The sequence below is a fragment of the Pedococcus sp. genome, from assembly GCF_036554925.1.
Lineage (GTDB): Bacteria > Actinomycetota > Actinomycetes > Actinomycetales > Dermatophilaceae > Pedococcus_A.
In genome coordinates this window covers 1-20,199 of record NZ_DATBMI010000018.1, presented here as the reverse complement: position 1 = coordinate 20,199, position 20,199 = coordinate 1, and the positions used below count along the sequence as shown (strand labels likewise).

The window sequence follows — 20,199 nt, the reverse complement described above, 5'->3', positions numbered from 1 at the left end:
CATCTGCGCGATCGTCGAGCCGTCGTGGAACTCCACCATCGAGTGGATCCACTGCTGCGGGTGCACGACGACGTCGATGCGGTCGAACGGGATGTCGAAGAGCAGGTGTGCCTCGATGACCTCGAGCCCCTTGTTGACCAGCGTCGCCGAGTTGGTGGTGACCACGCGGCCCATGGCGTAGTTCGGGTGGGCCAGCGCCTCGGCGGGGGTGACGTCGCGCAGCTGCTCCCGCGTGCGCCCCCGGAACGGCCCGCCGCTCGCGGTGACGACCAGGCGCCGGACCTCCTCCGACCGTCCGCCGCGCAGGCTCTGGGCGATGGCCGAGTGCTCGGAGTCGACGGGCACGATCTGGCCGGGTCGGGCGACGGCCTTCACGAGCGGCCCGCCGACGATGAGCGACTCCTTGTTGGCGAGCGCGAGCACCGAGCCCGCCTCGAGCGCGGCGAGCGTGGGGCGCAGCCCGATGGAGCCGGTGATCCCGTTGAGGACCACGTCGGCGCCCACCCGGGCGGCCACGACGCTGGCCTCCTCCCCGACCACCACGTCAGGCCGGTATGCCGCGTGGCCGGCCGCAGCGGCATACGCACCGATCGCGTCGGTCACCCGCTCGCGGGTGCCGGTGGCGACGGCGACCAGCGGGGCACGTGTGGCAACCGCCTGCCGGGCGACGAGGTCGACGTTGCCGCCCGCGCTCAGCGCGGCCACGGTGAAGCGGTCGGCGTTGCGGGAGATGACGTCGAGGGCCTGGGTGCCGATCGAGCCGGTGGAGCCCAGGATGGCGACGGTGCGCGGAGAACTCACTGCCTCATTGTCCCTCATCGACGGGCCTGCCGACCGCCACGCCCCCTGCACGCGGCGGCACCGGCCTAGTCGACGAAGATGCGCTCCTCGATCAGCTGCTCCTGCACGACCCGGCCCTCGCGCTCGAAGCGGCCCTGCTCGAACCGCTTCTGGAACTCGAGCTCGACCTTGTCGACACCGCCGCGGTTCTTCTCGATGGTGAGCACGGCCCACTGGCGGAAGCGCTCGGCGTTGTCGAGGTGGTAGACGAGGTGGTGGCGGGCCACGACGTCGTACTTGTCGTTGAGGATGAGCACCACGTCGGCCTCGTAGGCGAGCGCCGAGGATCCGCGCAGGTCGTGCACGCGCATCCGCTTCCCGCCGACCAGGCTGCCCTTGTCGGCGGCGGCGATCGCCAGCACCGGGACCTCGTAGGTGAGCGCGATGTCCTTGAGCTGCTCCACCACGTGGGTGATCCGCTCCTCCTCGGCGAGGCCGGAGCCGGGCACGGGCACCTTCTGCAGGTAGTCGACGAGCACGAAGGGGGCCTGACCGGACTCGACCCGGATCGCCTCGACAGCGGCGCGGATCTGCTCGATCCCGGTGTGCATGCCGCTGGAGGCGTGGATGTGCAGCCGGTCGGCGTAGCGCGCGATCCCTCGGACCGCCTCGGGGCCGCCCCGGGTGCTGGCGAACTGCTCCTCGAGGGAGGAGGCGCGCGTGTGCCTGGACTCGAACACCTGGCGGATCGTGTTGAGCGACAGCGCGTCCTGGCCGTCGCGCTCCCCGGCCTCGATGCCGATGAGGCGCTCGAGAACGGCGTGCGCGTCGTGCTCGAAGGAGAAGAAGACGGCTGAGCGGGTGCCGGAGGACACCGCGCGGCGCAGCATCTGCAGGGCCATCGTCGTCTTGCCCAGGCCCTGGGGTCCGCCGAGGAGGACCAGCTCGCCGGAGCGCAGACCTCCGCCGAGCGAGGTGTCGAGCGCATCGAAGCCCGTCGGCCACACCCTGGCGCCGGCGGAGCGCCCCTCCTTGATCTTGGCGGTGGTGTCCGCGAGGACGGTCGCCATCGACTTCAGGCGGGGGTCGGCGGGCAGGTCTCCCGTCACGGACTGGCCCTCGGGGACCTCGCCGGAGAGCTCCGGAGCGGACACGGTCGCTGTCATGGCAGTCATGAGACCACCGCCCCACGAGCGAGGGACAGACCCGCGGGCCATCCGTGACCGAACGGCCGATGCGCAAAAGCCCCAAGTCCGGCGAACCACGGGACCCCCTGGCCACCCGGGGAGGGCTCCCTACGGCGGCGGCGTACGGGCCGTGAGCAGGCGGAGCGCGGTGCCGAGGTAGATGAGGTTGAACAGCATGTGGACGGTCACGACACCCCGCGCGATGTTCCCCTCGGCGTGGACGTCCCCGAACCCGACGGTGCTCACCACGGTGGTGGAGAAGTACAGCGCGTCGACGCGGTCCTGGAGGCCGACGAACTGCTCCGGGCTCCTGACGCTGATGAAGGCGTAGACCATCGCGAAGACCAGGACGAGGACGTAGAGCGCCGTCAGCAGCTGCTGGATGCGGTGGTACTGCCGACTCTGGCGTGTCCGGCTCCGGGTCGACTCCCGGCGCAGGACCACGGCGAGCAGGGCCAGCGCGAGGAGCGTCCCCCCGGTCCTCCCGGCGCTGGCCGCGTCGGACGTCGGTGAGCGCAGGGGCAGGAGGAAGTACCCGATCGTCAGCAGGGCGATGACGACCGTGGTGTGCCAGAGGGCCATGGCCAGCGGGTAGCGCGCCAGGCCGGAGGGTTGGCCAACCCCTCCGGGCCCGTCAGCCCCCGTGCCGTCGCTCGCTGTCACCCCGCCTCCCCCTGCCTACGGCGCGATGCCGACGTACTTCGTCTCGAGGTACTCCTCGATGCCCTCGAAGCCGCCCTCGCGGCCGAAGCCCGAGGCCTTGACGCCGCCGAACGGCGCGGCCGGGTTGGAGACGATGCCCTGGTTGAAGCCCACCATGCCGAACTCGAGGGCCTCGCTCACGCGGATCATCCGCGAGAGGTCCTTCGTGAAGACGTAGGCGACCAGGCCGTACTCCGTGCCGTTGGCCATCTCGAGCACCTCGTCCTCGGTCGAGAACGACGCGATCGGCGCGACCGGCCCGAAGATCTCCTCCTGCATCACGCGGGCGTTCCGCGGCACGCCGGTGACGACCGTGGGCTCGAAGAAGTAGCCGGCTCCCTGCGCTGGGCTGCCCCCGAGGACGACCGTGGCGCCCTTGGCGCGGGCGTCCTCCACCATCTCCGCCACGCCGTCGCGGGCCTTGGCGTCGATGAGCGGGCCGACGTCGACGCCGTCCTCGGTGCCCCTGCCCACCGTGAGCGCGCCCATGCGCTCGGCGAAGCGCCGGCCGAACTCCTCGCTGACGCTCTCGTGGACGTAGAACCGGTTCGCGGCGGTGCAGGCCTCGCCGATGTTGCGCATCTTGGCGAGCATCGCGCCGTCGACCGCGCGGTCGAGGTCGGCATCCTCGAAGACGATGAACGGCGCGTTGCCGCCGAGCTCCATCGAGACGCGCAGCAGCTGCTCGGCCGACTGCTCCACCAGCATGCGGCCGACTCCGGTGGACCCGGTGAAGGTCAGCTTGCGCAGACGCGGGTCGCGGATGATCGGCTCCATCACCTCGCCGGTGTGGCTGGTCGTGACGACGTTCAGCACGCCCTCGGGCAGTCCGCACTCCTGCAGCAGCTGGGCGAGCGCGAGCATCGACAGCGGGGTCTGGCTCGCGGGCTTGACCACCATGGTGCAGCCGGCGGCGATGGCCGGGCCGATCTTGCGGGTGCCCATGGCGAGCGGGAAGTTCCAGGGCGTGATCATCAGCGTCGGCCCGACCGGCGCCTTCATCGTCATGAGGCGGGTGGCGCCGTTGGGGGCGACGGACCAGCGGCCGTGGACGCGCACGGCCTCCTCCGAGAACCAGCGGAAGAACTCGGCACCGTAGGTGACCTCGCCGCGCGACTCGGCGAGCGTCTTCCCCATCTCGAGGGTCATCAGCATCGCGAACTCGTCGGCGCGCTCGGTGATCCTCTCGAAGGCGGTGCGCAGGATCTCCCCGCGGTCGCGCGGCGGCACCTTGGCCCAGTCGCGCTGTGCCGCCACGGCGGCGTCGAGCGCGGCCCTGCCATCGGCGACGGTGGCGTCGGCGACCTCGGTGAGGACCTCGCCGGTCGCGGGGTCCTCGACCTTGAGCGTGCCGCCGTCGGAGCTGTCCCGCCAGGAGCCGCCGATGAGCAGCCCGGTGGGGACGGAGGCGATGAGATCCTGCTGCGAGATGGCCATCAGGGCGTCTCCTCGGTGTCGGTGGTGTGGGGGTATGCCGCCTGGGCGCCCTTGGGCGGCCAGGTGTCGCTGTGGTCGTGGGACAGCCCGGTGCTGTGGTGGTGGCCGTGGCTGTGCGGTGCGTTGCCGAACGGCTGGGTGGGCTCGGGCACCCTGCCGGCCAGAAGCGGCTGGGCGGGGTCCCAGCGGGTGCCCTCGCGCTCGTCACGGCGCTTGCGGGCGATGGCCGAGAGCGCTTCGAGCACAACGCGGTTGGCGAGAGCAGCGGTGATGTCCGCGTGGTCGTAGGGCGGGCTGACCTCGACGACGTCCACCCCGACCACCGGCAGCTCCAGGCAGATCCGGCGCACCGAGTCGAGCAGCTCTCGGGCGGAGAGGCCACCGGGCTCGGGGGTGCCGGTGCCGGGCGCGTGGCCGGGGTCGCAGACGTCGATGTCGACCGACAGGAACACGCCCTCGCACTCGTCGGTGGCGATGGCGAAGGCCTCGGTGAGGCACGCCGCCAGGCCGCGGTGGACGATCTCGGTCATCTCGAAGGAGCGCATGCGCTGGCCCGCCATCCAGTCCAGCGTCTCGGGCGGCGGCCAGTAGCCCCTGAGCCCGACCTGGAGGAAACGGTCTCCGCGCAGGGCTCCCGACTCGATGAGACGGCGCATCGGCTGCCCGTGGCCCCACAGCGACCCGAACTCGATGTCGCCGGTGTCGGCGTGCGCGTCGAAGTGGATCATCGAGACGCGTCCGTGGCCGAGGGCGTTGGCGACGCCCTTGGCGTCGGGGAAGGCGATCGAGTGGTCGCCGCCGAGGACGACCGGGATCGCGCCGGCGCGGGCGACCTTCTCGACGGCTGCCTCGAGCGCCGGCAGCGCGACCTCGATGTCCCCGGAGTACATCTCCACGTCACCCGCGTCGACGACCCGCAGGTCCACCAGGGCGTCCGTGCGCAGGGCGAGGGACGGGCGGGATCCGTCGTGCGGCAGGTAGTCGGTCATCCGGATCGCCTGCGGCCCGAACCGGGTGCCGGGCCGGTGCGAGGTGCCCCCGTCGAAGGGTGCGCCCAGGATGACGACGTCGGCGCCGGCATACGTCTCCGGGACGTCGAGGTCGCAGGCGGGAACGCCGAGGAAGGTGATGTCGGGCCCGAACTGGGCGCCGTAGCGGGTCATACCGTCGATCCTAGGCCGACGGCGGGGTGGCCGCCGGGCGGTCCTCGAGGCCCCAGGGAGAGCCGTAGCCCTCCGGCTTCGGAGCCGCCAGGAGCTCCAGGAAAGGCACCGCGTCGAACGCCTCCGGACCGAGCACCCCGATGCCCTTCCACGTCCCCCGGGCCAGCAGCTCGAGCGCGACGACGGGGTTGACCGCGGTCTGCCACACGACGCACTGGGCGCCGTACTCGCGCATCGTCTCCTCGTTGTCGGCGACGTGGTAGAGGTACGTGGCCCGCGGCCGGCCGTCCTTGCCGGTGCCGGTGACCCACAGGCCGGCGCAGGTCTTGCCCGTCATCCGCGGCCCGATCGTCGCCGGGTCGGGCAGGCACGCGGCGACGACGTCGCGCGGCGAGACCTCGACGCCGCCGACCCGCACCTTCTCGGTGCGGTCCAGGCCGAGGGTGTTGAGGGTCTTCAGGACCCCGATGAACTCGTCACCGAGGCCGTACTTGAAGGTGACCCGCTTCGCGTCGACCCAGCGCGGCATGAGGAGGACCTCCTCGTGCTCCACGTTCACGCACTCCACCGGGCCGATGCCCTCGGGGAAGTCGAAGACCTCGGGTTCGGAGAACGGCGGGGTGGTGAACCACCCGCGCTCCTTCTCCCACACCACCGGCGGGTTGAGGCACTCCTCGATCGTGGTCCAGATGGAGAAGCTCGGCGCGAAGACCTCGTTGCCGCCCTCGTCGTGCACCGCGAGGTTGGCGCCGTCGCGGGTGCCCAGCTCGTCGATCTCCGAGAACAGGTGGTCCGCGGCATACCGGGCGAAGACGTCGGAGAGCCCCGGCTCCACGCCGATCCCGACAAGGGCCAGGCGCCCGGTCCTCTCCCAGTCCCCGGCCATGGCGAACTGCTCGTCGCCGAGCATGACACCCGTTCTGGCGTAAGGCTCCTCCGGATGGCGCTGCGACAGGCTCATCGCCATGTCGAGGTAGTCCGCGCCCGCGGCCAGCGCCCCGCGGAAGATCGGCATGACGAAGCGGGGGTCGACGGCGTTGAGGACGTGGGTGATGCCGTGCTCCCGCACCAACGCCTCGACCTGCTCCGAGCGCGAGGCGTCCACCCGGGCTGCCAGGAGGCGAGCCTCCCCCTCGCGGCGCGCAGTGGCCGCGGCGACGGTCGCCGTCGCCCGCTGCTCGTCGTGGTCCGCGACGACGAGCAGCTCGAAGAAGTCGCGCTCGACGGCGATGCGTGCTGCGGCGTCACCGACGCCGCCCGCGCCGACCATGAGGATCCGCATGAGGCCCCTAGCTCTTGCGTGGCCGGCTGACCAGCTGGGCGACCACCACGATGAGCACCGCCGTGACGAACATCGAGAAACCGATGACGTTGGCCTGCGCCGGGATTCCGCGCAGGTACGACACGTAGACGAACTTGGGGAACGTCGTCTCGTTGCCCGACACGAAGCTGGTGATGATGAAGTCGTCGAACGACAGCGAGAAGGCGAGCAGCGCGGCGGCCACGATGCCCGGGAGCACGAGCGGGAAGGTGACCCGCCAGAACGTGCTGCCCGGCCCGGCATACAGGTCCTGGGCTGCCTCCTCGAGGCGCGGGTCGAGGCTCAGCAGGCGGGCCTTGACCGTCACCACCACGAAGCTGATGCAGAACATCACGTGCGCGATGACGATGGTCCAGAACCCGAGCCGCAGCCCGACGCGCGAGAAGCCCTGGACGAAGATCGTCAGCAGGCTTGCGCCGAGGACGATCTCGGGCGTCGCCATCGGCACGAAGACCAGGATGTTGCTGGTCGAGCGGCCGCGGAAGCGGTGCCGCACCAGGGCGAACGCCAGCATCGTGCCCAGGGCTGTGGCCAGGATCGTCACGATCCCGCCGACCTTGAGCGACGTCACGAGCGACTCGCACACGCCCGGCGCGCCGCACGGGTTCTGCCAGTGCTTGAGCGTCGGCCCTGCGTCGGAGTTCCACGTGATGTTGGACTTGCGGTAGTCGTTGAAGGAGAAGGCGAAGGTGTACGCGACCGGCACGAAGAGGTAGAGCAGCACGAGCAGGGCGGTGATGATGGCGAACCGGTCGGCGATCCAGGTGCGCACCCGCTTCCAGGCGGGTGGCCGGTAGGCCAGCGACTCGTCGGGGGTCGTGGTCCCCGAGCCGCCGCGGGTGGCCGGGCGGGCCGTGGTGGCGCTCACAGCAGTTCCTCCGTCCCGAAGCGGCGGATGTACAGGAAGACCATGGCGAGGATGAGCGCCATGAGGGTGAACGAGAGCGCCGCCGCCACGGGGAACCCTCCGAGCACCCGGAAGAACTGGCTCTCGATGACGTTGCCGACCATCTTGGTGCTCCGGTCGGAGCCGAGCAGCTCGGCGTTGACGTAGTCGCCGGCCGCCGGGATGAACGTCAGGAGGGTGCCCGCGATGACGCCCGGCATGCTGATCGGCAGGGTCACCGTGCGGAAGGTCGTGAACCCGTTGGCGTACAGGTCGCCCCCGGCCTCGATGACCCGCGGGTCGGCGCGCTCGAGCGAGGCGTAGATCGGCAGCACCATGAACGGCAGGAAGTTGTAGGTCAGGCCCGCCACGACCGCCACCCAGGTCTCCGTGATGCGGCCGCTGGGCAGCAGGTTGAGGGCGTTGAGGCTCGAGGCGATCGGCCCCTCGTCCGCCAGGATCTGGCGCCAGGCGATGGTGCGCAGGATGAACGAGGTGAAGAACGGCGCGATGACGGCGATCAGCATGACGTTGCGCCAGCGACCCGACTTGAACGCGATGGCGTAGGCGAGCGGGTAACCCAGCAGGAACGTGAACACGGTCGCCAGGCCGGCGTAGAGCAGGGAGCGGCCGAAGTGCGGCGCGAACTCGGTGAGGGCCGTCAGGTAGTTGCCGAAGTTGACGTCGCGGTAGTAGTAGCCGGGGAACCCCGGGAAGCCGCTCTGCAGCGACACCGTGAACAGCTGCACCAGCGGGATGACGAAGAACACCAGCAGCCACAGCGCGCCGGGCAGCAGGAGCAGGTATGCCGCGCGGCCCGGCTTGCGCGTCGGCGCCGGCACGTGGGCGGCAGTGGGGTGGGCGCCCCCACCGGCGGTGTGGCCCAGCGCGCTCATGACGTCGCGGCGGGCTGCACCGGCCCCGCCTCGGCCGGCTCCTCGACCGCGGCCGCGACCTCGGCTGCCTCGTCGACGGGCACGCCGAAGGCATGGCCGGCGTCCCACTCGAGCCACACCTCGTCGCCGGGCCGGAGCGAGTTGCGCTCGACGTCGAGGTTCTGCTCGTAGACCATCCAGGTCGCCCCCGAGGGGACGGTGACGAGGAACTGCGTGGCGACACCGGTGAAGCTGACGTCCATCACCCGCGCCTTGACGTCCTCCCCCGCGCCGGCCGGCGGCGTGGTCGTGATCCGCACCTTCTCGGGGCGAACCCCGAAGGTGATCTCGCCCTCGCTGACGCTCGAGCGGGCCGCCGGGATGCGCACGGTCGTCCCGGCCACCTCGACGACGAGGCTGTCGCCGTCGCGGCCGGTGACCCTGCCGTGGCCGAGGTTGGACTGGCCGAGGAAGTTCGCGACGAAGGAGGTCCGGGGCAGGTCGTAGAGGGCCTCCGGGTGGCCGAGCTGCTCGATCTTTCCGCGGTTCATCACGGCCACGGTGTCGGCCATCGTCATGGCCTCCTCCTGGTCGTGGGTGACATGGATGAAGGTCAGCCCGACCTCGGTCTGGATCCGCTTGAGCTCGACCTGCATCTGGCGGCGCAGCTTGAGGTCGAGGGCGCCGAGGGGCTCGTCGAGCAGCAGCACCTCGGGCTGGTTGACCAGCGCCCGGGCCAGGGCCACGCGCTGCTGCTGGCCACCGGAGAGCTGGGTCGGCTTGCGCCCGGCGAGGTGGGTCATCTGCACGAGCTCGAGGGCGCGGTCGGCCGCCGCTGCGGCGTCACCCTGGCCGCGGCGCTTGGGCCCGAAGGCCACGTTGTCGCGGATGGACAGGTGCGGGAAGAGTGCGTAGCTCTGGAAGACGGTGTTGACCGGGCGCTCGTAGGGGCGGGAGCCGGTCAGGTCCGTGTCGCCGATACGGATGCGGCCGTAGGTCGGCTGCTCCAGGCCGGCGACCATCCGCAGGGTCGTCGTCTTGCCGCAGCCCGAGGGCCCGAGGAGCGCGAAGAAGGAGCCGCGTGGCACCTCGAGGCTGAGGTGGTCGACGGCGGTGAACTCGCCGAACTCCTTGGTGACCTCGTCGAGCCGCAGGTCGCCCTTGGCCGCACGGAAGCCCTTGACGCCGCCGTTGCCTGAGAAGAGGCCCATCAGTTGCCCACCACCTTTGCCCACGCCTCGCTGTACTCGGCTTCCTCTTCGGGGCTGAGGGCCCGGAAGATCTGGATGTTGTTGTCCCTCAGGTAGGCCGCGTCGGGGAAGATGAACGGGCTCTTGGCGAGCTCGGGGTCGATCTTCTCCATCTCCTCCCGCGCGCCCTCGACCGGGCAGACGTAGTTGACCCAGGCGGCGACCTGGGCCGCGACGGCCGGCTCGTAGTAGTAGTCCATCACCTTCAGCGCGTTGCGCCGGTGCGGTGACGTGATGGGCACCATCATGTTGTCGCTCCACAGCGTCCCGCCGGACTCCGGGATCGTGAACTGCCAGTTGTCGTTCTCCGTCTCCGCCCGCAGGACGAACAGGTCACCGCTCCAGACGATGCCCGCGACGGCGTTCCCGGACTTGAGGTCCTCGAGGTAGGAGTTCCCACGGACCCGGCGGATGTAGCCCTCGCTGATGCGCTTGTCGATCTCGTTGATGGCGTTGTCGAACTCGGTCCTGCCGAACGGGCCGTTGATGTCGACGCCCTGCGACAGCATCGTGACCCCCACGGTGTCGCGCATCTCGCTGAGCACCACGACCCGCCCCTTGAGGTCGTCGGCCCACAGGTCCTCCACCGTCTTCAGCTCGCGGCCCACCTTCTCTCGGTCGTAGCCGATGCCCCCGAAGCCGCTCTGCCAGGTCAGGGAGAACTGCCGGCCCGGGTCGAAGCTGACGTCCTTGAGCTGCTCGCGGATGTTCGTGGCGTGGGGCATCCGGATGAGGTCGAGCGGCTGGCAGAGCCGGTCGCGGATGATGCGGTTGGCCATCCAGTCCGTGAAGACGAACATGTCGCGGCCGATGTCCTGGCCGGCCCGCAGCTGCGGGGCGATCTTGTTGAAGTAGGTGTCGTTGTCGTCGATGTCCTCCGCGTAGGTGACCTGGATCCCGGTCCTCTTGATGAAGGCCTCCAGCGTGGGGTACTTCTTCGTCTCCTCGTCGTAGTCGAGGTAGGCGGTCCAGTTGGCCCAGCGCATGATCTTCTCGACGTCCGACCGGTCCTCGGGGAGGTCGAGCTGCGCGGCGCCGCTCGCGGGCGGCGCCGGTGGGGCGCACGCCGACAGTGCCGCGGCAGCACCGCCGAGGAGCGACGAGCCGAGCAGTGCGCGGCGCGAGAGCGACCGCCTGCGGGAGGTGTCCACCGCGGCCCGCACGAGGTCGCGGGTGAGGGGGTCGGCGGGGGGACGGAGGGGCTTCATGGGCACTCGCTCGGGGTCGGGGCGGCCGCCCTCGGGAGACGGCCGCCGGTGGCGCAGTCAGCTGTCGATGTTGGCCATCACGTGCTTGATCCGGGTGTAGTCCTCGAAGCCGTACATCGACAGGTCCTTGCCGTAGCCGCTCTTCTTGAATCCCCCGTGCGGCATCTCGGCGACGATCGGGATGTGCGCGTTGATCCAGACGCAGCCGAAGTCGAGCCGCTTCGACATCCGCATGGCTCGGCCGAAGTCCCTGGTCCACACGCTGGAGGCGAGGCCGTAGTCGACCCCGTTGGCCCAGCGCACCGCCTCGTCCTCGTCGCTGAACTGCTGGACCGTGATGACGGGTCCGAAGATCTCGTTCTGGATGGCCTCGTCGTCCTGGCGCAGGCCCGACAGGACGGTCGGCTCGAGGAAGAAGCCGTCGCCGAGCCCGGAGGCGCGGTGGCCGCCCGCCGCGACCAGGGCATGGTCGGGCAGCCGCTGGATGAACCCCTGCACCCGCTCGAACTGGTTGGCGTTGTTGACCGGGCCGAGCAGGGCGTCCTCGTCGTCGGGAAGACCGACCTTGGCCGAGCTCTTGGCGTACTCCGCGAGGGCGTCGACGAAGTCGTTGTGGATCCGCGGGGCGGCGAGGACCCGGGTGGCGGCGGTGCAGTCCTGGCCCGCGTTGAAGTACCCCGCGACGGCGATGCCCTCGACGGCGGCCTCGATGTCGGCGTCGTCGAAGACCACGACCGGGGCCTTGCCGCCGAGCTCCAGGTGGACCCGCTTGAGGTCGCGGCTGGCGCTCTCGGCCACCTGCATGCCCGCGCGGACCGAGCCGGTGATCGCGACCAGCGCCGGGGTCTTGTGCTCGACGACGGCCCGGCCGGTGTCGCGGTCCCCCGTCACGACGTTGAAGGTGCCCGGCGGGAGGAACTCCGCGGCGAGCTCCGCGAGCAGGAGGGTCGTCTCCGGTGTGGTGTCCGACGGCTTGAGGACGATGGTGTTGCCGGCGGCGAGCGCAGGCGCGATCTTCCAGATCGCCATCATCATCGGGTAGTTCCACGGCGTCACCTGGCCGACGACGCCGATCGGCTCGCGGCGCACCCAGGAGGTGTGGCCCTTCATGTACTCGCCGGCGGCCCTGCCCTCGAGGACCCGGGCGGCGCCGGCGAAGAACCGCACCTGGTCGACCATCGGCGGGACCTCCTCGCTGGCGGTCAGCGCGTGCGGCTTGCCGGTGTTCTCCCCCTCGAGGCGGACGAGGTCGTCGGCGTGCTTCTCGATGGCGTCCGCGAACTTCAGGAGTGCCTGCTGGCGCTCGCTCGGCGTGGTCTGACCCCATTCCGCGAAGGCAGCGTCAGCGGCGGCATACGCCTTGTCGACGTCGGCCTGCGTCGACACCGGCGCCTTGGCGACGACCTCGGCGGTCACCGGGTTGACGATGTCGCTCGTCGCGTCGGTCTCGGCGTCGACGTACGCGCCGTTGATGAAGTTGCGCAGGACACGAGGGGTGGCAGTCACGAACTCTCCCGAGGTCTCGGTGCGGATTCCGGTGTTTGGAACTGTAGCCCTTGGTCAGCGGTTTTCAATAGGTTCCAGCCACCGGATCGCCGAAATCGATACTGATATTCCACCAACGCAACGGATTCAGTTGATTCACTACTTGCGCACGGCACGCCGAGACGACACGATGGCGTGCGTGAACCGGTCTCAGGCCAACAACTCCGAGGTGCGCCTCGACGACGTCTCGAAGGCGATCATCGAGCACCTCCAGGAGGACGGCCGGCAGTCGTACGCGACCATCGCCAAGCAGGTGGGCCTCTCCGAGGCTGCGGTGCGCCAGCGGGTCCAGCGACTGCTGGACGCCGGGGTCATGCAGATCGTGGCCGTGACCGATCCCCTCCAGGTGGGCTTCCGCCGCCAGGCGATGATCGGCATCCGCGTGGACGGCGACCTGACCCCCGTCGGCGACGCCCTGACGGAGATGACGGAGGTCGACTACGTCGTCACCACGGCCGGCAGCTTCGACCTGCTGGCCGAGGTCGTCTGTGAGGACGACGACCAGCTGCTCGAGCTGCTCACCAAACGGGTCCGGACCCTCCCGGGGGTCGCGTCAACCGAGACCTTCGTCTATCTGAAACTCAACAAGCAGCACTACAACTGGGGTACACGATGACCACTGAGCCTTCCGCGATCTACGAGCCCTCCAGCGACACCCACACACCCATGGGCACGCTGCACAGCGAGGCGGCCCGCGACCACCTCTGGATGCACTTCACCCGGCACTCGGTCTTCGAGGACCGCAGCGAGGGTGGGGCGGGCCACTCCGTCCCGATCATCACCCGGGGCGAGGGCCACAAGATCTGGGACGACCGCGGCAACGAGTACATCGACGGCCTCGCCGGCCTGTTCGTGGTCCAGGTCGGCCACGGTCGTGAGGAGCTCGCCGAGACCGCCGCGCGGCAGGCCAAGGAGCTCGCCTTCTTCCCGCTGTGGTCCTACGCGCACCCCCGGGCCATCGAGCTCGCCGAGCGCCTGGCAGCCGGTGCCCCCGGCGACCTCAACCGCGTCTTCTTCACCACTGGAGGGGGCGAGGCCGTCGAGACGGCCTGGAAGCTGGCCAAGCAGTACTACAAGCTGACGGGCAAGCCGACCAAGCACAAGGTGATCAGCCGCAACGTGGCCTACCACGGCACCCCGCAGGGCGCCCTCTCCATCACCGGCATCCCTGCCGCCAAGGAGATGTTCGAGCCCCTGGTCCCGGGCGCCTTCAAGGTCCCCAACACCAACCACTACCGGGCGCCGGAGCACCTGCGCGAGGACGAGAAGGCGTTCGGCCGCTGGGCCGCCGACCGCATCGCCGAGGCCATCGAGTTCGAGGGCCCCGACACCGTGGCCGCCGTCTTCCTCGAGCCGGTGCAGAACTCCGGCGGCTGCTTCCCGCCGCCCCCCGGCTACTTCGAGCGCGTCCGGGAGATCTGCGACGCTTACGACGTCCTGCTCGTCTCCGACGAGGTCATCTGCTCGTTCGGCCGCATCGGCTCGATGTTCGCCTGCGACGACTTCAACTACGTGCCCGACATCATCACCTGCGCCAAGGGCATGACCTCCGGGTACTCCCCCATCGGCGCGATGATCGCCAGCGACCGCCTGTTCGAGCCGTTCAAGCAGGGCACGACCTTCTTCCCGCACGGCTACACCTTCGGCGGCCACCCGGTCAGCGCGGCGGTGGCGATGGCCAACCTCGACATCTTCGAGCGCGAGGGCCTGAACCAGCACGTCAAGGACAACGCCCCGAAGTTCCGCGACACCCTCGAGCGGCTCCTGGACCTGCCGATCGTCGGCGACGTCCGCGGCGCCGGGTACTTCTACGGCATCGAGCTCGTGAAGGACAAGACCACCCGCGAGACGTTCAACGACGACGAGGCCGAGCGACTGCTGCGCGGCTACCTCTCGAAGGCGCTCTTCGACGCCGGCCTCTACTGCCGTGCCGACGACCGCGGGGACCCCGTCATCCAGCTCGCGCCGCCGCTCATCATCGGGCAGCCGGAGTTCGACGACATCGAGTCGCGCCTGCGGTCGGTGCTCAAGGACGCCGAGAAGCACCTCTAGCCGGCGACCACGCCGCCGCCCGTGGCCACTCCGTTGCGCCCCCTCTGGTGGGAGGGGGCGAGGACCGCCGCCGACCCCGGCTCCGCGCTGACGGCCGACGCCTCAGCCGACGTCGTCATCGTCGGCGGCGGCTACACCGGCCTGTGGACCGCCTACTACCTGCTGCGCGAGGCGCCCGCCCTCGACGTGCTGGTCCTCGAGGCAGAGCACGTGGGCTTCGGCGCCAGCGGCCGCAACGGCGGGTGGGTCTCCGCGCTGTACCCCGTGGGGCCGGAGGCCCTCGCACGTCGGCACGGCCGTGACGCAGCCCAGGCGATGGCATCGGCGCTGCGGGAGACCGTGGCCGAGGTCGGTGAGGTCGTCCGGGCAGAGGCCATCGACTGCGGCTTCCACCAGGGCGGCACCCTGGTGCTCGCGCGCGGCACGGCGCAGGCCCAGCGGGCCAGGGCTGAGGTGGAGCACGACAACCGGTGGCGGCTCGGCACGACGTGGCTGGACGCCGCCGAGGCCCGCGAGCGCCTCGCGGCGACCGACATCCACGGCGCGACGGCCAACCCGCACTGCGCCCGGGTCCACCCGCGCCGCCTCGCCGACGGGCTGGCCGATCGGGTGCGGGCCCTCGGCGGCCGCATCGCCGAAGGGTCTCCGGTCACCTCGATCGGGCCGGGCGCAGTCGAGGTCGGCGGGCGCCTGCGGGTGAGTGCGCGGCACATCATCCGGGCCACCGAGGCGTGGACGTCGGCGCTGCCCGGCCAGCGCCGCACCATCGCCCCGGTCTACTCGCTGATGGTCGCGACCGAGCCACTGTCCCCACAGCAGTGGGACGGGATCGGGCTGCGCGACCGCGAGGTGTTCGCCGACCACCGGCACGTCGTCATCTACGGGCAGCGGACCCCCGACGACCGGATCGCCTTCGGCGGCCGCGGCGCCCCGTACCACTGGGGCTCGCGGGTCCGCCCAGGCTTCGACGTGGAGCCGTCGGTCTTCGGGGAGCTCAGGGGGGCCCTGCGGGAGCTCCTGCCGCAGCTCGGTGACGTCCGGTTCACCCACGCCTGGGGCGGGGCCGTGGGCATCGCCCGCGACTGGCACCCCAGCGTCGGGCTCGACCCCCGGACCGGTCTGGGGTGGGCGGGGGGCTACGTCGGCGACGGGGTGGCCGCCAGCAACCTCGCAGGGCGCACGCTGGCCGACCTGGTGCGCGGGCGGCAGACCGCCCTGACCTCTCTGCCGTGGGTGGGGCACCGCTCGCGGCCCTGGGAACCCGAGCCGCTGCGGTGGCTGGGGGTGAACGGCGCGCTGCGCCTCGGCCACTCGGCCGACCGCGAGGAGGCCCGGACCGGGCGCCCCTCGCGGCGCGCCCGCGTGCTGGGAGTGCTGACCGGGCACTGAGGGGCACTGAGGGGCACTGAGGGCACTGACGGCTCGACCCGGGAGACTGGGCGGGTGCCCGCCCACCTCTCCGACCCCGTCGCCCTCTCCCCCGCGGCCCTGGCCTTCCTGGCGGCCCGGCACCTCGCCACCCTCACCACCCTGCGGCCCGACGGCTCCCCGCACGTCGTCCCGGTCGGCTTCACCTGGGACGCCGGGGCGCGGGTGGCCCGCGTCATCACCAGCGGTCCGAGCCGCAAGGCCCGCAACGCCGCGCTCGGCGGGCGGGCCGTGCTCTGCCAGGTGGAGGGCCGGCACTGGATCTCGCTGGAGGGGACGCCGCGCGTGCTCGCCGACGCCGCGTCGGTGCGCGACGCGGAGCAGCGGTATGCCGCTCGCTACCGGGTCCCGCGCGAGAACCCGCGGCGCGTGGTGATCGAGATCGCCGTCGACCGCGTGCTGGGAAACCTCTAGGAGTCCTGCTCGACCGCCGTGGGCGGGAAGGGCTCGAGGGCGAGGGCCAGGAAGTGCAACGGCCCGTCGCCCCACTCGCGCAGCTCCTCCCGGGTCGCCTGCTCGGTCGCGCCCCACCACGTCCAGGACCGGTTGACGGCGTGCGTCACCATGGCCGCGGGCAGCAGCGACTCCATCTCGGACGGGCTGACCACGTCGCCCCACGCCTCGCACCAGGCCGGGACCACGTCGGCGAAGCGGATCTGGGTGAGCTGGGTCAGCCAGCCGTACGGCACCGCCAGGACCTCCAGCGGGTGCGCCCACTGCGCGTCGCCGAAGTCGAACAGCCGCAGGGCTCCACCCACCTCGAAGACGTTGCGGGGGTGCAGGTCGCCGTGCTGGACCGACACCGGCAGGGGTGCGGCGGTCAACGCGGCGGCAGCCTCCTCGACGGCCCCGCGGCCCGCCACCAGCTCGGCGGCCCGACCGGCCGAGAGGTGGGAGGGGTGGTCCACGGGCAGCTCCCGGAGGCGCTCGACCATCTCGTCGAACCGTCCCGGCACGGTGCCCGGCGAGCAGTCGGGCAGTCCGGTGGCCAGGAGCCGGGCACCGTGGCCCGACAGCCGCCGCTGCATGCCGGCTGCGGTCGCCAGGAGGCGCCGCCAGTCGGCGAGCGTGGCCTCGCGCTGTTCCCCCAGGGTGGTCCCGCGGTCGCGGCTGAGGATCCAGCCCCGGTCGGCGTCGACGGCGAGCGGCTCGTCCACCTCGTCCGGCTCGAGCTCCGCGAGGACCGCGTGGAGGGCCGGCTCGAACGCCAGGGCGTCGCAGTTCGCCTTGAACCAGAGAAGCCCTCGGTCCGTGGGTGCCACCAGCTGCGTCGACCAGGGCCGGATCCGCGGCTGCTCGATCGGACCGGTCAGCCGCAGGCCCGCCTCCGCGGCGCGCTCCCGGACCCAGGCCCGGGCGTGCTCCCCCCAGCCGGCGCCGCCCACCAGGGTCGAGAAGGGGATGTCCACGGGCCACAGGGTAGGCGCGGCTAGGGTCGGTTCCCATGTCGGACCCACGCCCCCGCCCGGTGCCGAACGGCCCCGAGATCGAGACCATCTCGGCGCTGGACTCCGCCCTGGCGTCCGGGAGCCCTCTCCACGGGCTGCGGCTGCAGGACCTCGACCTCACGGGCCACGAGGCCGACCTCCTCGGGCGCGCCGACGTGGAGGGAATGGTGGTGCTCGGGGGGCGGCTCCCTCCCGCCCTGGAGGGGCACCTGCGCGCCCACCACGCCCTGATCTTCCCCACGGACCCGCATGCCCCGGTCAACCCCTACCGGGCCACGCTCTACCAGCCGCACGAGCTGTACGCCGGCCTCGACGAGCGCGGCTACGAGCAGACCCCGGACGCCGAGGCCTACCACTGGTCCCGCGACGCCGCGCTGCACCACGACGCCTTCGTGACCCTGCTGCGCGCGATCCACGACGACTCGATCACCGACGCGCTGGGCGAGTTCATCGACGGCCGCCCGGTGGTGGGCGTCATGGGGGGCCACGCGCTGGAGCGCGGCACGACCGGGTATGCCGTGGCGGCCCGCCTCGGGCATGCCCTCGCCGCCGCCGGGCTGCTCGTCGCGACCGGTGGCGGCCCGGGTGCCATGGAGGCCGCGAACCTGGGGGCGTTCTGCCCGGACCCGACGCGACTCGACGACGCGCTCGAGCGCCTGGCCGTCGTGCCGTCGTTCCGCCCGGACATCGCGCCCTGGGCCCGGCTCGCCCTGCAGATCCACGACGAGGTCATGGAGGCCGGGCGCGCCCGGGCAGTGACGAGCGTCGGCATACCGACGTGGTTCTACGGTCACGAGCCCCCGAACGTGTTCTGTGACGGGATCGGGAAGTACTTCTCGAACGCGATCCGGGAGGACGGCCTGCTGGCGCGCTGCACCGCCGGGCTCGTCGTCCTCGAGGGCGCGGCCGGCACGGTCCAGGAGGTCTTCCAGGCCGCGACCCGGCTGTACTACGCGCCCGAGGGCACCGCCGTCCCGCCGCTCGTGCTCGTCGGGTCGGAGCACTGGCGCGAGCGGGTGCCGATCTGGGCCGGCCTGCAGGCGCTGGCGCGGGGCCGCGGGATGGAGACCGCCCTGCACCTCGTCGACGACATCACCGAGGTGCCCGGCCTGCTGGTCGGCTAGCAGGTCCCGGGTGCCGGTCCGGCCGGAGCACCTCGTCGGCTGACCGCAGCCGGTCCGCGTGGCCACCTGGGCCCCAGCCCTCTGCGCTGACACTGCTCCCGGTGGCGGGAGCTCAGTCGAACACGATGGTCCGCCGCCCGCGCAGGATGACGCGGTGCTCCACGTGCCACCGCACGGCCCGGGCCAGCGCCATCGCCTCGAGCTCCTGGCCGACCGAGGCCAGCTCGGCAGGACTCATCCGGTGGTCGACCCGGCGGAAGTCCTGCTCGATGATCGGGCCCTCGTCGAGGTCGGCCGTGACGTAGTGGGCGGTGGCTCCGATGACCTTCACGCCCCGGTCGTGGGCCTGCGTGTAGGGCTTGGCGCCCTTGAAGCTCGGCAGCAGCGAGTGGTGGATGTTGATGATCCGGCCCGGGAAGTCGGCACACAGCTCCGCGGACAGGATCTGCATGTAGCGCGCGAGCACGATGGTGTCGGCCCGGTGCGCATCGACGAGGCGCCTCAGCTCGGCCTCGGCCGCAGGCTTGGTGGCGGAGGTGACCGGCACGTGGTGGAAGGGGATCTCGTGCCACTCCGCCAGCCCACGGAAGTCCTCGTGGTTGGACACGATCGCCGGGACCTCCACCGGCAGCGACCCGGTCTCGGCGCGGTAGAGGAGGTCGTTGAGGCAGTGCCCCTGCTGGCTCACCATGACCAGCACCCGGTGCCGGACCGACATGTCGTGCAGGGCCCAGGACATGCCGAACTCGGCTGCCGTCGGTGCCATCGCCGCGCGCAGGGCACCGACCTCGAGGGGGGCACCTTCACGCACCAGGTGCATCCTCAGGTGGAACTCCCCCGAGGAGGGGTCGCCGAACTGCTGGGCGTCCGCGATGGTGAGGCTCTGCTCCAGCATGACCCCGGTGACTGCGTGCACGATCCCGCGCCGGTCCGGGCAGGACACGGTCAGCACGAACTCGCGGCCGGCCTCCTGGGCCGGGATGGACTGGCCGTGCACGCGCGGCTCCCTCGGTCTCGGGTGTGGGCGGCCACCCTACCCGCGCCCGGCAGCACCTAGGGGCGGGTGACCATGACGATGCCCAGGCACATCTCGTCGGTCGTCCCCTCGCCCCACACGACGTAGCGCTCGGGCTGCCCCTCGAAGGCCGGGAGGCGGTCGCGCAGGCCCTGGTCGTGGGTGCAGGTCACCGTCATGGTGTCCCCGGGCTCGACCGTGACCGCCGGCGTGACCGGCCGGCTGCCCTGGTCGTCGAAGTTCCAGACCGGGATGTCGAGGACGGTCCGCTCGTCCGCCTTCCCCTGGTTGAGCGTCACCGTGATGGACCGCCCGAGCAGGTGCATGTGGCCGGCCACGGCACGGATGGTCGCCGGCTCCGTGATCGGCCGCGTGCACCGTTGCGTCGTGGAGGGGCCGACGCCCTGACAGATCATGTTGAGGTAGTTGCCGGTGAGCGCTGTGCGCTCGCCGAACCTCTCCTGCACGTCCGCCACCGCGGCTTCCCGGCTGCAGAGGGGCCCGGTCCTGCCCGGACGGCACGGCAGCTCGACCGGTGCCGGCAGGAGGACGGTGCTCAGGACCTTGCGTGACGGGTCCTGCCGGGCGACCCTGAGGCGGGCCGCGGTCGTGTCGGGCCCACTGCCCGCGAGCAGGTTGTAGTGCACCTGCATGACGATGCGCGAGCCCTGCTCGAGGGGCATGCCGAGGTCGCGCGCCAGCACCCGCTCACCCCCACCGGGAGCCCAGGCCCCCAGCCACGGTGCGGCATCCAGGCTCGCACCTTGGCTCTCCACGC

Annotated in this window: 18 protein-coding genes and 1 pseudogene; 5 read left to right on the top strand and 14 right to left on the bottom strand. The window is 71.4% G+C overall.

Translation table 11 applies throughout. The annotated features are described in order from the left end of the window. The 11 genes from VIB11_RS01380 to VIB11_RS01330 form a co-directional block, all read right to left on the bottom strand. Positions 1-819 (bottom strand): 1-deoxy-D-xylulose-5-phosphate reductoisomerase (locus tag VIB11_RS01380; protein ID WP_332027631.1); only part of this gene is annotated, 819 nt, incomplete at its 3' end. A 47-nt stretch (positions 820-866) separates the two neighbouring features. After that, positions 867-1,955: a DnaB-like helicase C-terminal domain-containing protein gene (locus VIB11_RS01375; protein ID WP_332027629.1), complete on the bottom strand. Its 1,089-nt coding sequence runs from the start codon at positions 1,953-1,955 to the stop codon at positions 867-869. Between the two features lie 120 nt (positions 1,956-2,075). Further along, a complete protein-coding gene (locus VIB11_RS01370) occupies positions 2,076-2,630 on the bottom strand; it encodes a potassium channel family protein (RefSeq protein ID WP_332027627.1) in 555 nt (184 codons plus the stop codon). Between the two features lie 15 nt (positions 2,631-2,645). Beyond that, complete coding sequence (locus tag VIB11_RS01365; protein ID WP_332027626.1) at positions 2,646-4,106, bottom strand: NAD-dependent succinate-semialdehyde dehydrogenase; 1,461 nt, start codon at positions 4,104-4,106, stop codon at positions 2,646-2,648. After that, a complete protein-coding gene (gene speB / locus VIB11_RS01360) occupies positions 4,106-5,269 on the bottom strand; it encodes an agmatinase (RefSeq protein ID WP_332027624.1) in 1,164 nt (387 codons plus the stop codon). Before speB ends, VIB11_RS01365 begins: the two co-directional genes overlap by 1 nt. A gap of 10 nt (positions 5,270-5,279) precedes the next feature. Beyond that, positions 5,280-6,551 carry a saccharopine dehydrogenase family protein gene (locus VIB11_RS01355; protein WP_332027622.1) on the bottom strand — a complete coding sequence of 424 codons (1,272 nt, stop codon included), beginning with the start codon at positions 6,549-6,551 and terminating at the stop codon, positions 5,280-5,282. Positions 6,552-6,558: 7 nt separating this feature from the next. Continuing rightward, positions 6,559-7,362: an ABC transporter permease gene (locus tag VIB11_RS01350; protein ID WP_332027634.1), complete on the bottom strand. Its 804-nt coding sequence runs from the start codon at positions 7,360-7,362 to the stop codon at positions 6,559-6,561. Positions 7,363-7,454: 92 nt separating this feature from the next. After that, positions 7,455-8,372: an ABC transporter permease gene (locus tag VIB11_RS01345; RefSeq protein ID WP_332027620.1), complete on the bottom strand. Its 918-nt coding sequence runs from the start codon at positions 8,370-8,372 to the stop codon at positions 7,455-7,457. Beyond that, the gene (locus VIB11_RS01340; protein WP_332027618.1) at positions 8,369-9,562 is read right to left on the bottom strand and encodes an ABC transporter ATP-binding protein; all 1,194 of its coding nucleotides are present in this window, start codon (positions 9,560-9,562) and stop codon (positions 8,369-8,371) included. Before VIB11_RS01340 ends, VIB11_RS01345 begins: the two co-directional genes overlap by 4 nt. Continuing rightward, positions 9,562-10,809, bottom strand: coding sequence for a spermidine/putrescine ABC transporter substrate-binding protein (locus VIB11_RS01335; RefSeq protein ID WP_332027616.1), 1,248 nt, complete (start codon positions 10,807-10,809; stop codon positions 9,562-9,564). The genes VIB11_RS01340 and VIB11_RS01335 overlap by 1 nt, the downstream gene beginning before the upstream one ends. 57 nt (positions 10,810-10,866) lie before the next feature. Beyond that, on the bottom strand, positions 10,867-12,315 hold the full coding sequence (locus VIB11_RS01330; RefSeq protein ID WP_332027614.1) for a gamma-aminobutyraldehyde dehydrogenase: 1,449 nt from the start codon (positions 12,313-12,315) through the stop codon (positions 10,867-10,869). Between the two features lie 178 nt (positions 12,316-12,493). Here VIB11_RS01330 and VIB11_RS01325 point away from each other — a divergent pair, with 178 nt between their 5' ends. Genes VIB11_RS01325 through VIB11_RS01310 form a run of 4 tightly spaced genes read left to right on the top strand, consistent with a single transcriptional unit; the run spans position 12,494 to position 16,248 of the window. Next, on the top strand, positions 12,494-12,970 hold the full coding sequence (locus VIB11_RS01325) for an Lrp/AsnC family transcriptional regulator (RefSeq protein ID WP_332027612.1): 477 nt from the start codon (positions 12,494-12,496) through the stop codon (positions 12,968-12,970). Between the two features lie 50 nt (positions 12,971-13,020). Then, positions 13,021-14,406, top strand: a complete 1,386-nt coding sequence (locus VIB11_RS01320; protein ID WP_414695723.1) for an aspartate aminotransferase family protein — start codon at positions 13,021-13,023, stop codon at positions 14,404-14,406. 21 nt (positions 14,407-14,427) lie between these two features. Then, on the top strand, positions 14,428-15,795 hold the full coding sequence (locus VIB11_RS01315; RefSeq protein WP_332027609.1) for an FAD-dependent oxidoreductase: 1,368 nt from the start codon (positions 14,428-14,430) through the stop codon (positions 15,793-15,795). Positions 15,796-15,849: 54 nt separating this feature from the next. Next, positions 15,850-16,248, top strand: coding sequence for a PPOX class F420-dependent oxidoreductase (locus VIB11_RS01310; protein WP_332027607.1), 399 nt, complete (start codon positions 15,850-15,852; stop codon positions 16,246-16,248). On the opposite strand, the gene VIB11_RS01305 is transcribed toward VIB11_RS01310, so the two are convergent. Further along, the gene (locus VIB11_RS01305; RefSeq protein WP_332027605.1) at positions 16,245-17,243 is read right to left on the bottom strand and encodes a phosphotransferase; all 999 of its coding nucleotides are present in this window, start codon (positions 17,241-17,243) and stop codon (positions 16,245-16,247) included. The two genes, VIB11_RS01310 and VIB11_RS01305, sit on opposite strands and share 4 nt — an antisense overlap. Positions 17,244-17,278: 35 nt before the next feature. Between VIB11_RS01305 and VIB11_RS01300 the strand changes: the two genes are divergently transcribed. Continuing rightward, positions 17,279-18,406 (top strand): Rossmann fold nucleotide-binding protein, encoded by a 1,128-nt coding sequence (locus VIB11_RS01300; protein WP_332027603.1) that lies wholly within the window; start codon positions 17,279-17,281, stop codon positions 18,404-18,406. Between the two features lie 112 nt (positions 18,407-18,518). Here VIB11_RS01300 and purU read toward each other — a convergent pair whose 3' ends face one another. Further along, positions 18,519-19,403 (bottom strand): formyltetrahydrofolate deformylase, encoded by an 885-nt coding sequence (purU, locus tag VIB11_RS01295; RefSeq protein WP_332027601.1) that lies wholly within the window; start codon positions 19,401-19,403, stop codon positions 18,519-18,521. Between the two features lie 56 nt (positions 19,404-19,459). Next, positions 19,460-20,199, bottom strand: a pseudogene (locus VIB11_RS01290) (hypothetical protein); the annotation flags it as partial.

Coding starts and splice junctions, on each gene's coding strand:
- VIB11_RS01365 (WP_332027626.1), bottom strand. CDS start 4,106: ATGGCCATCTCGCAGCAGGATCTCATCGCCTCCGTCCCCACCGGGCTG.
- speB (WP_332027624.1), bottom strand. CDS start 5,269: ATGACCCGCTACGGCGCCCAGTTCGGGCCCGACATCACCTTCCTCGGC.
- VIB11_RS01375 (WP_332027629.1), bottom strand. CDS start 1,955: ATGACTGCCATGACAGCGACCGTGTCCGCTCCGGAGCTCTCCGGCGAG.
- VIB11_RS01340 (WP_332027618.1), bottom strand. CDS start 9,562: ATGGGCCTCTTCTCAGGCAACGGCGGCGTCAAGGGCTTCCGTGCGGCC.
- VIB11_RS01320 (WP_414695723.1), top strand. CDS start 13,021: ATGGGCACGCTGCACAGCGAGGCGGCCCGCGACCACCTCTGGATGCAC.
- VIB11_RS01355 (WP_332027622.1), bottom strand. CDS start 6,551: ATGCGGATCCTCATGGTCGGCGCGGGCGGCGTCGGTGACGCCGCAGCA.
- VIB11_RS01345 (WP_332027620.1), bottom strand. CDS start 8,372: ATGAGCGCGCTGGGCCACACCGCCGGTGGGGGCGCCCACCCCACTGCC.
- VIB11_RS01335 (WP_332027616.1), bottom strand. CDS start 10,809: ATGAAGCCCCTCCGTCCCCCCGCCGACCCCCTCACCCGCGACCTCGTG.
- VIB11_RS01300 (WP_332027603.1), top strand. CDS start 17,279: ATGTCGGACCCACGCCCCCGCCCGGTGCCGAACGGCCCCGAGATCGAG.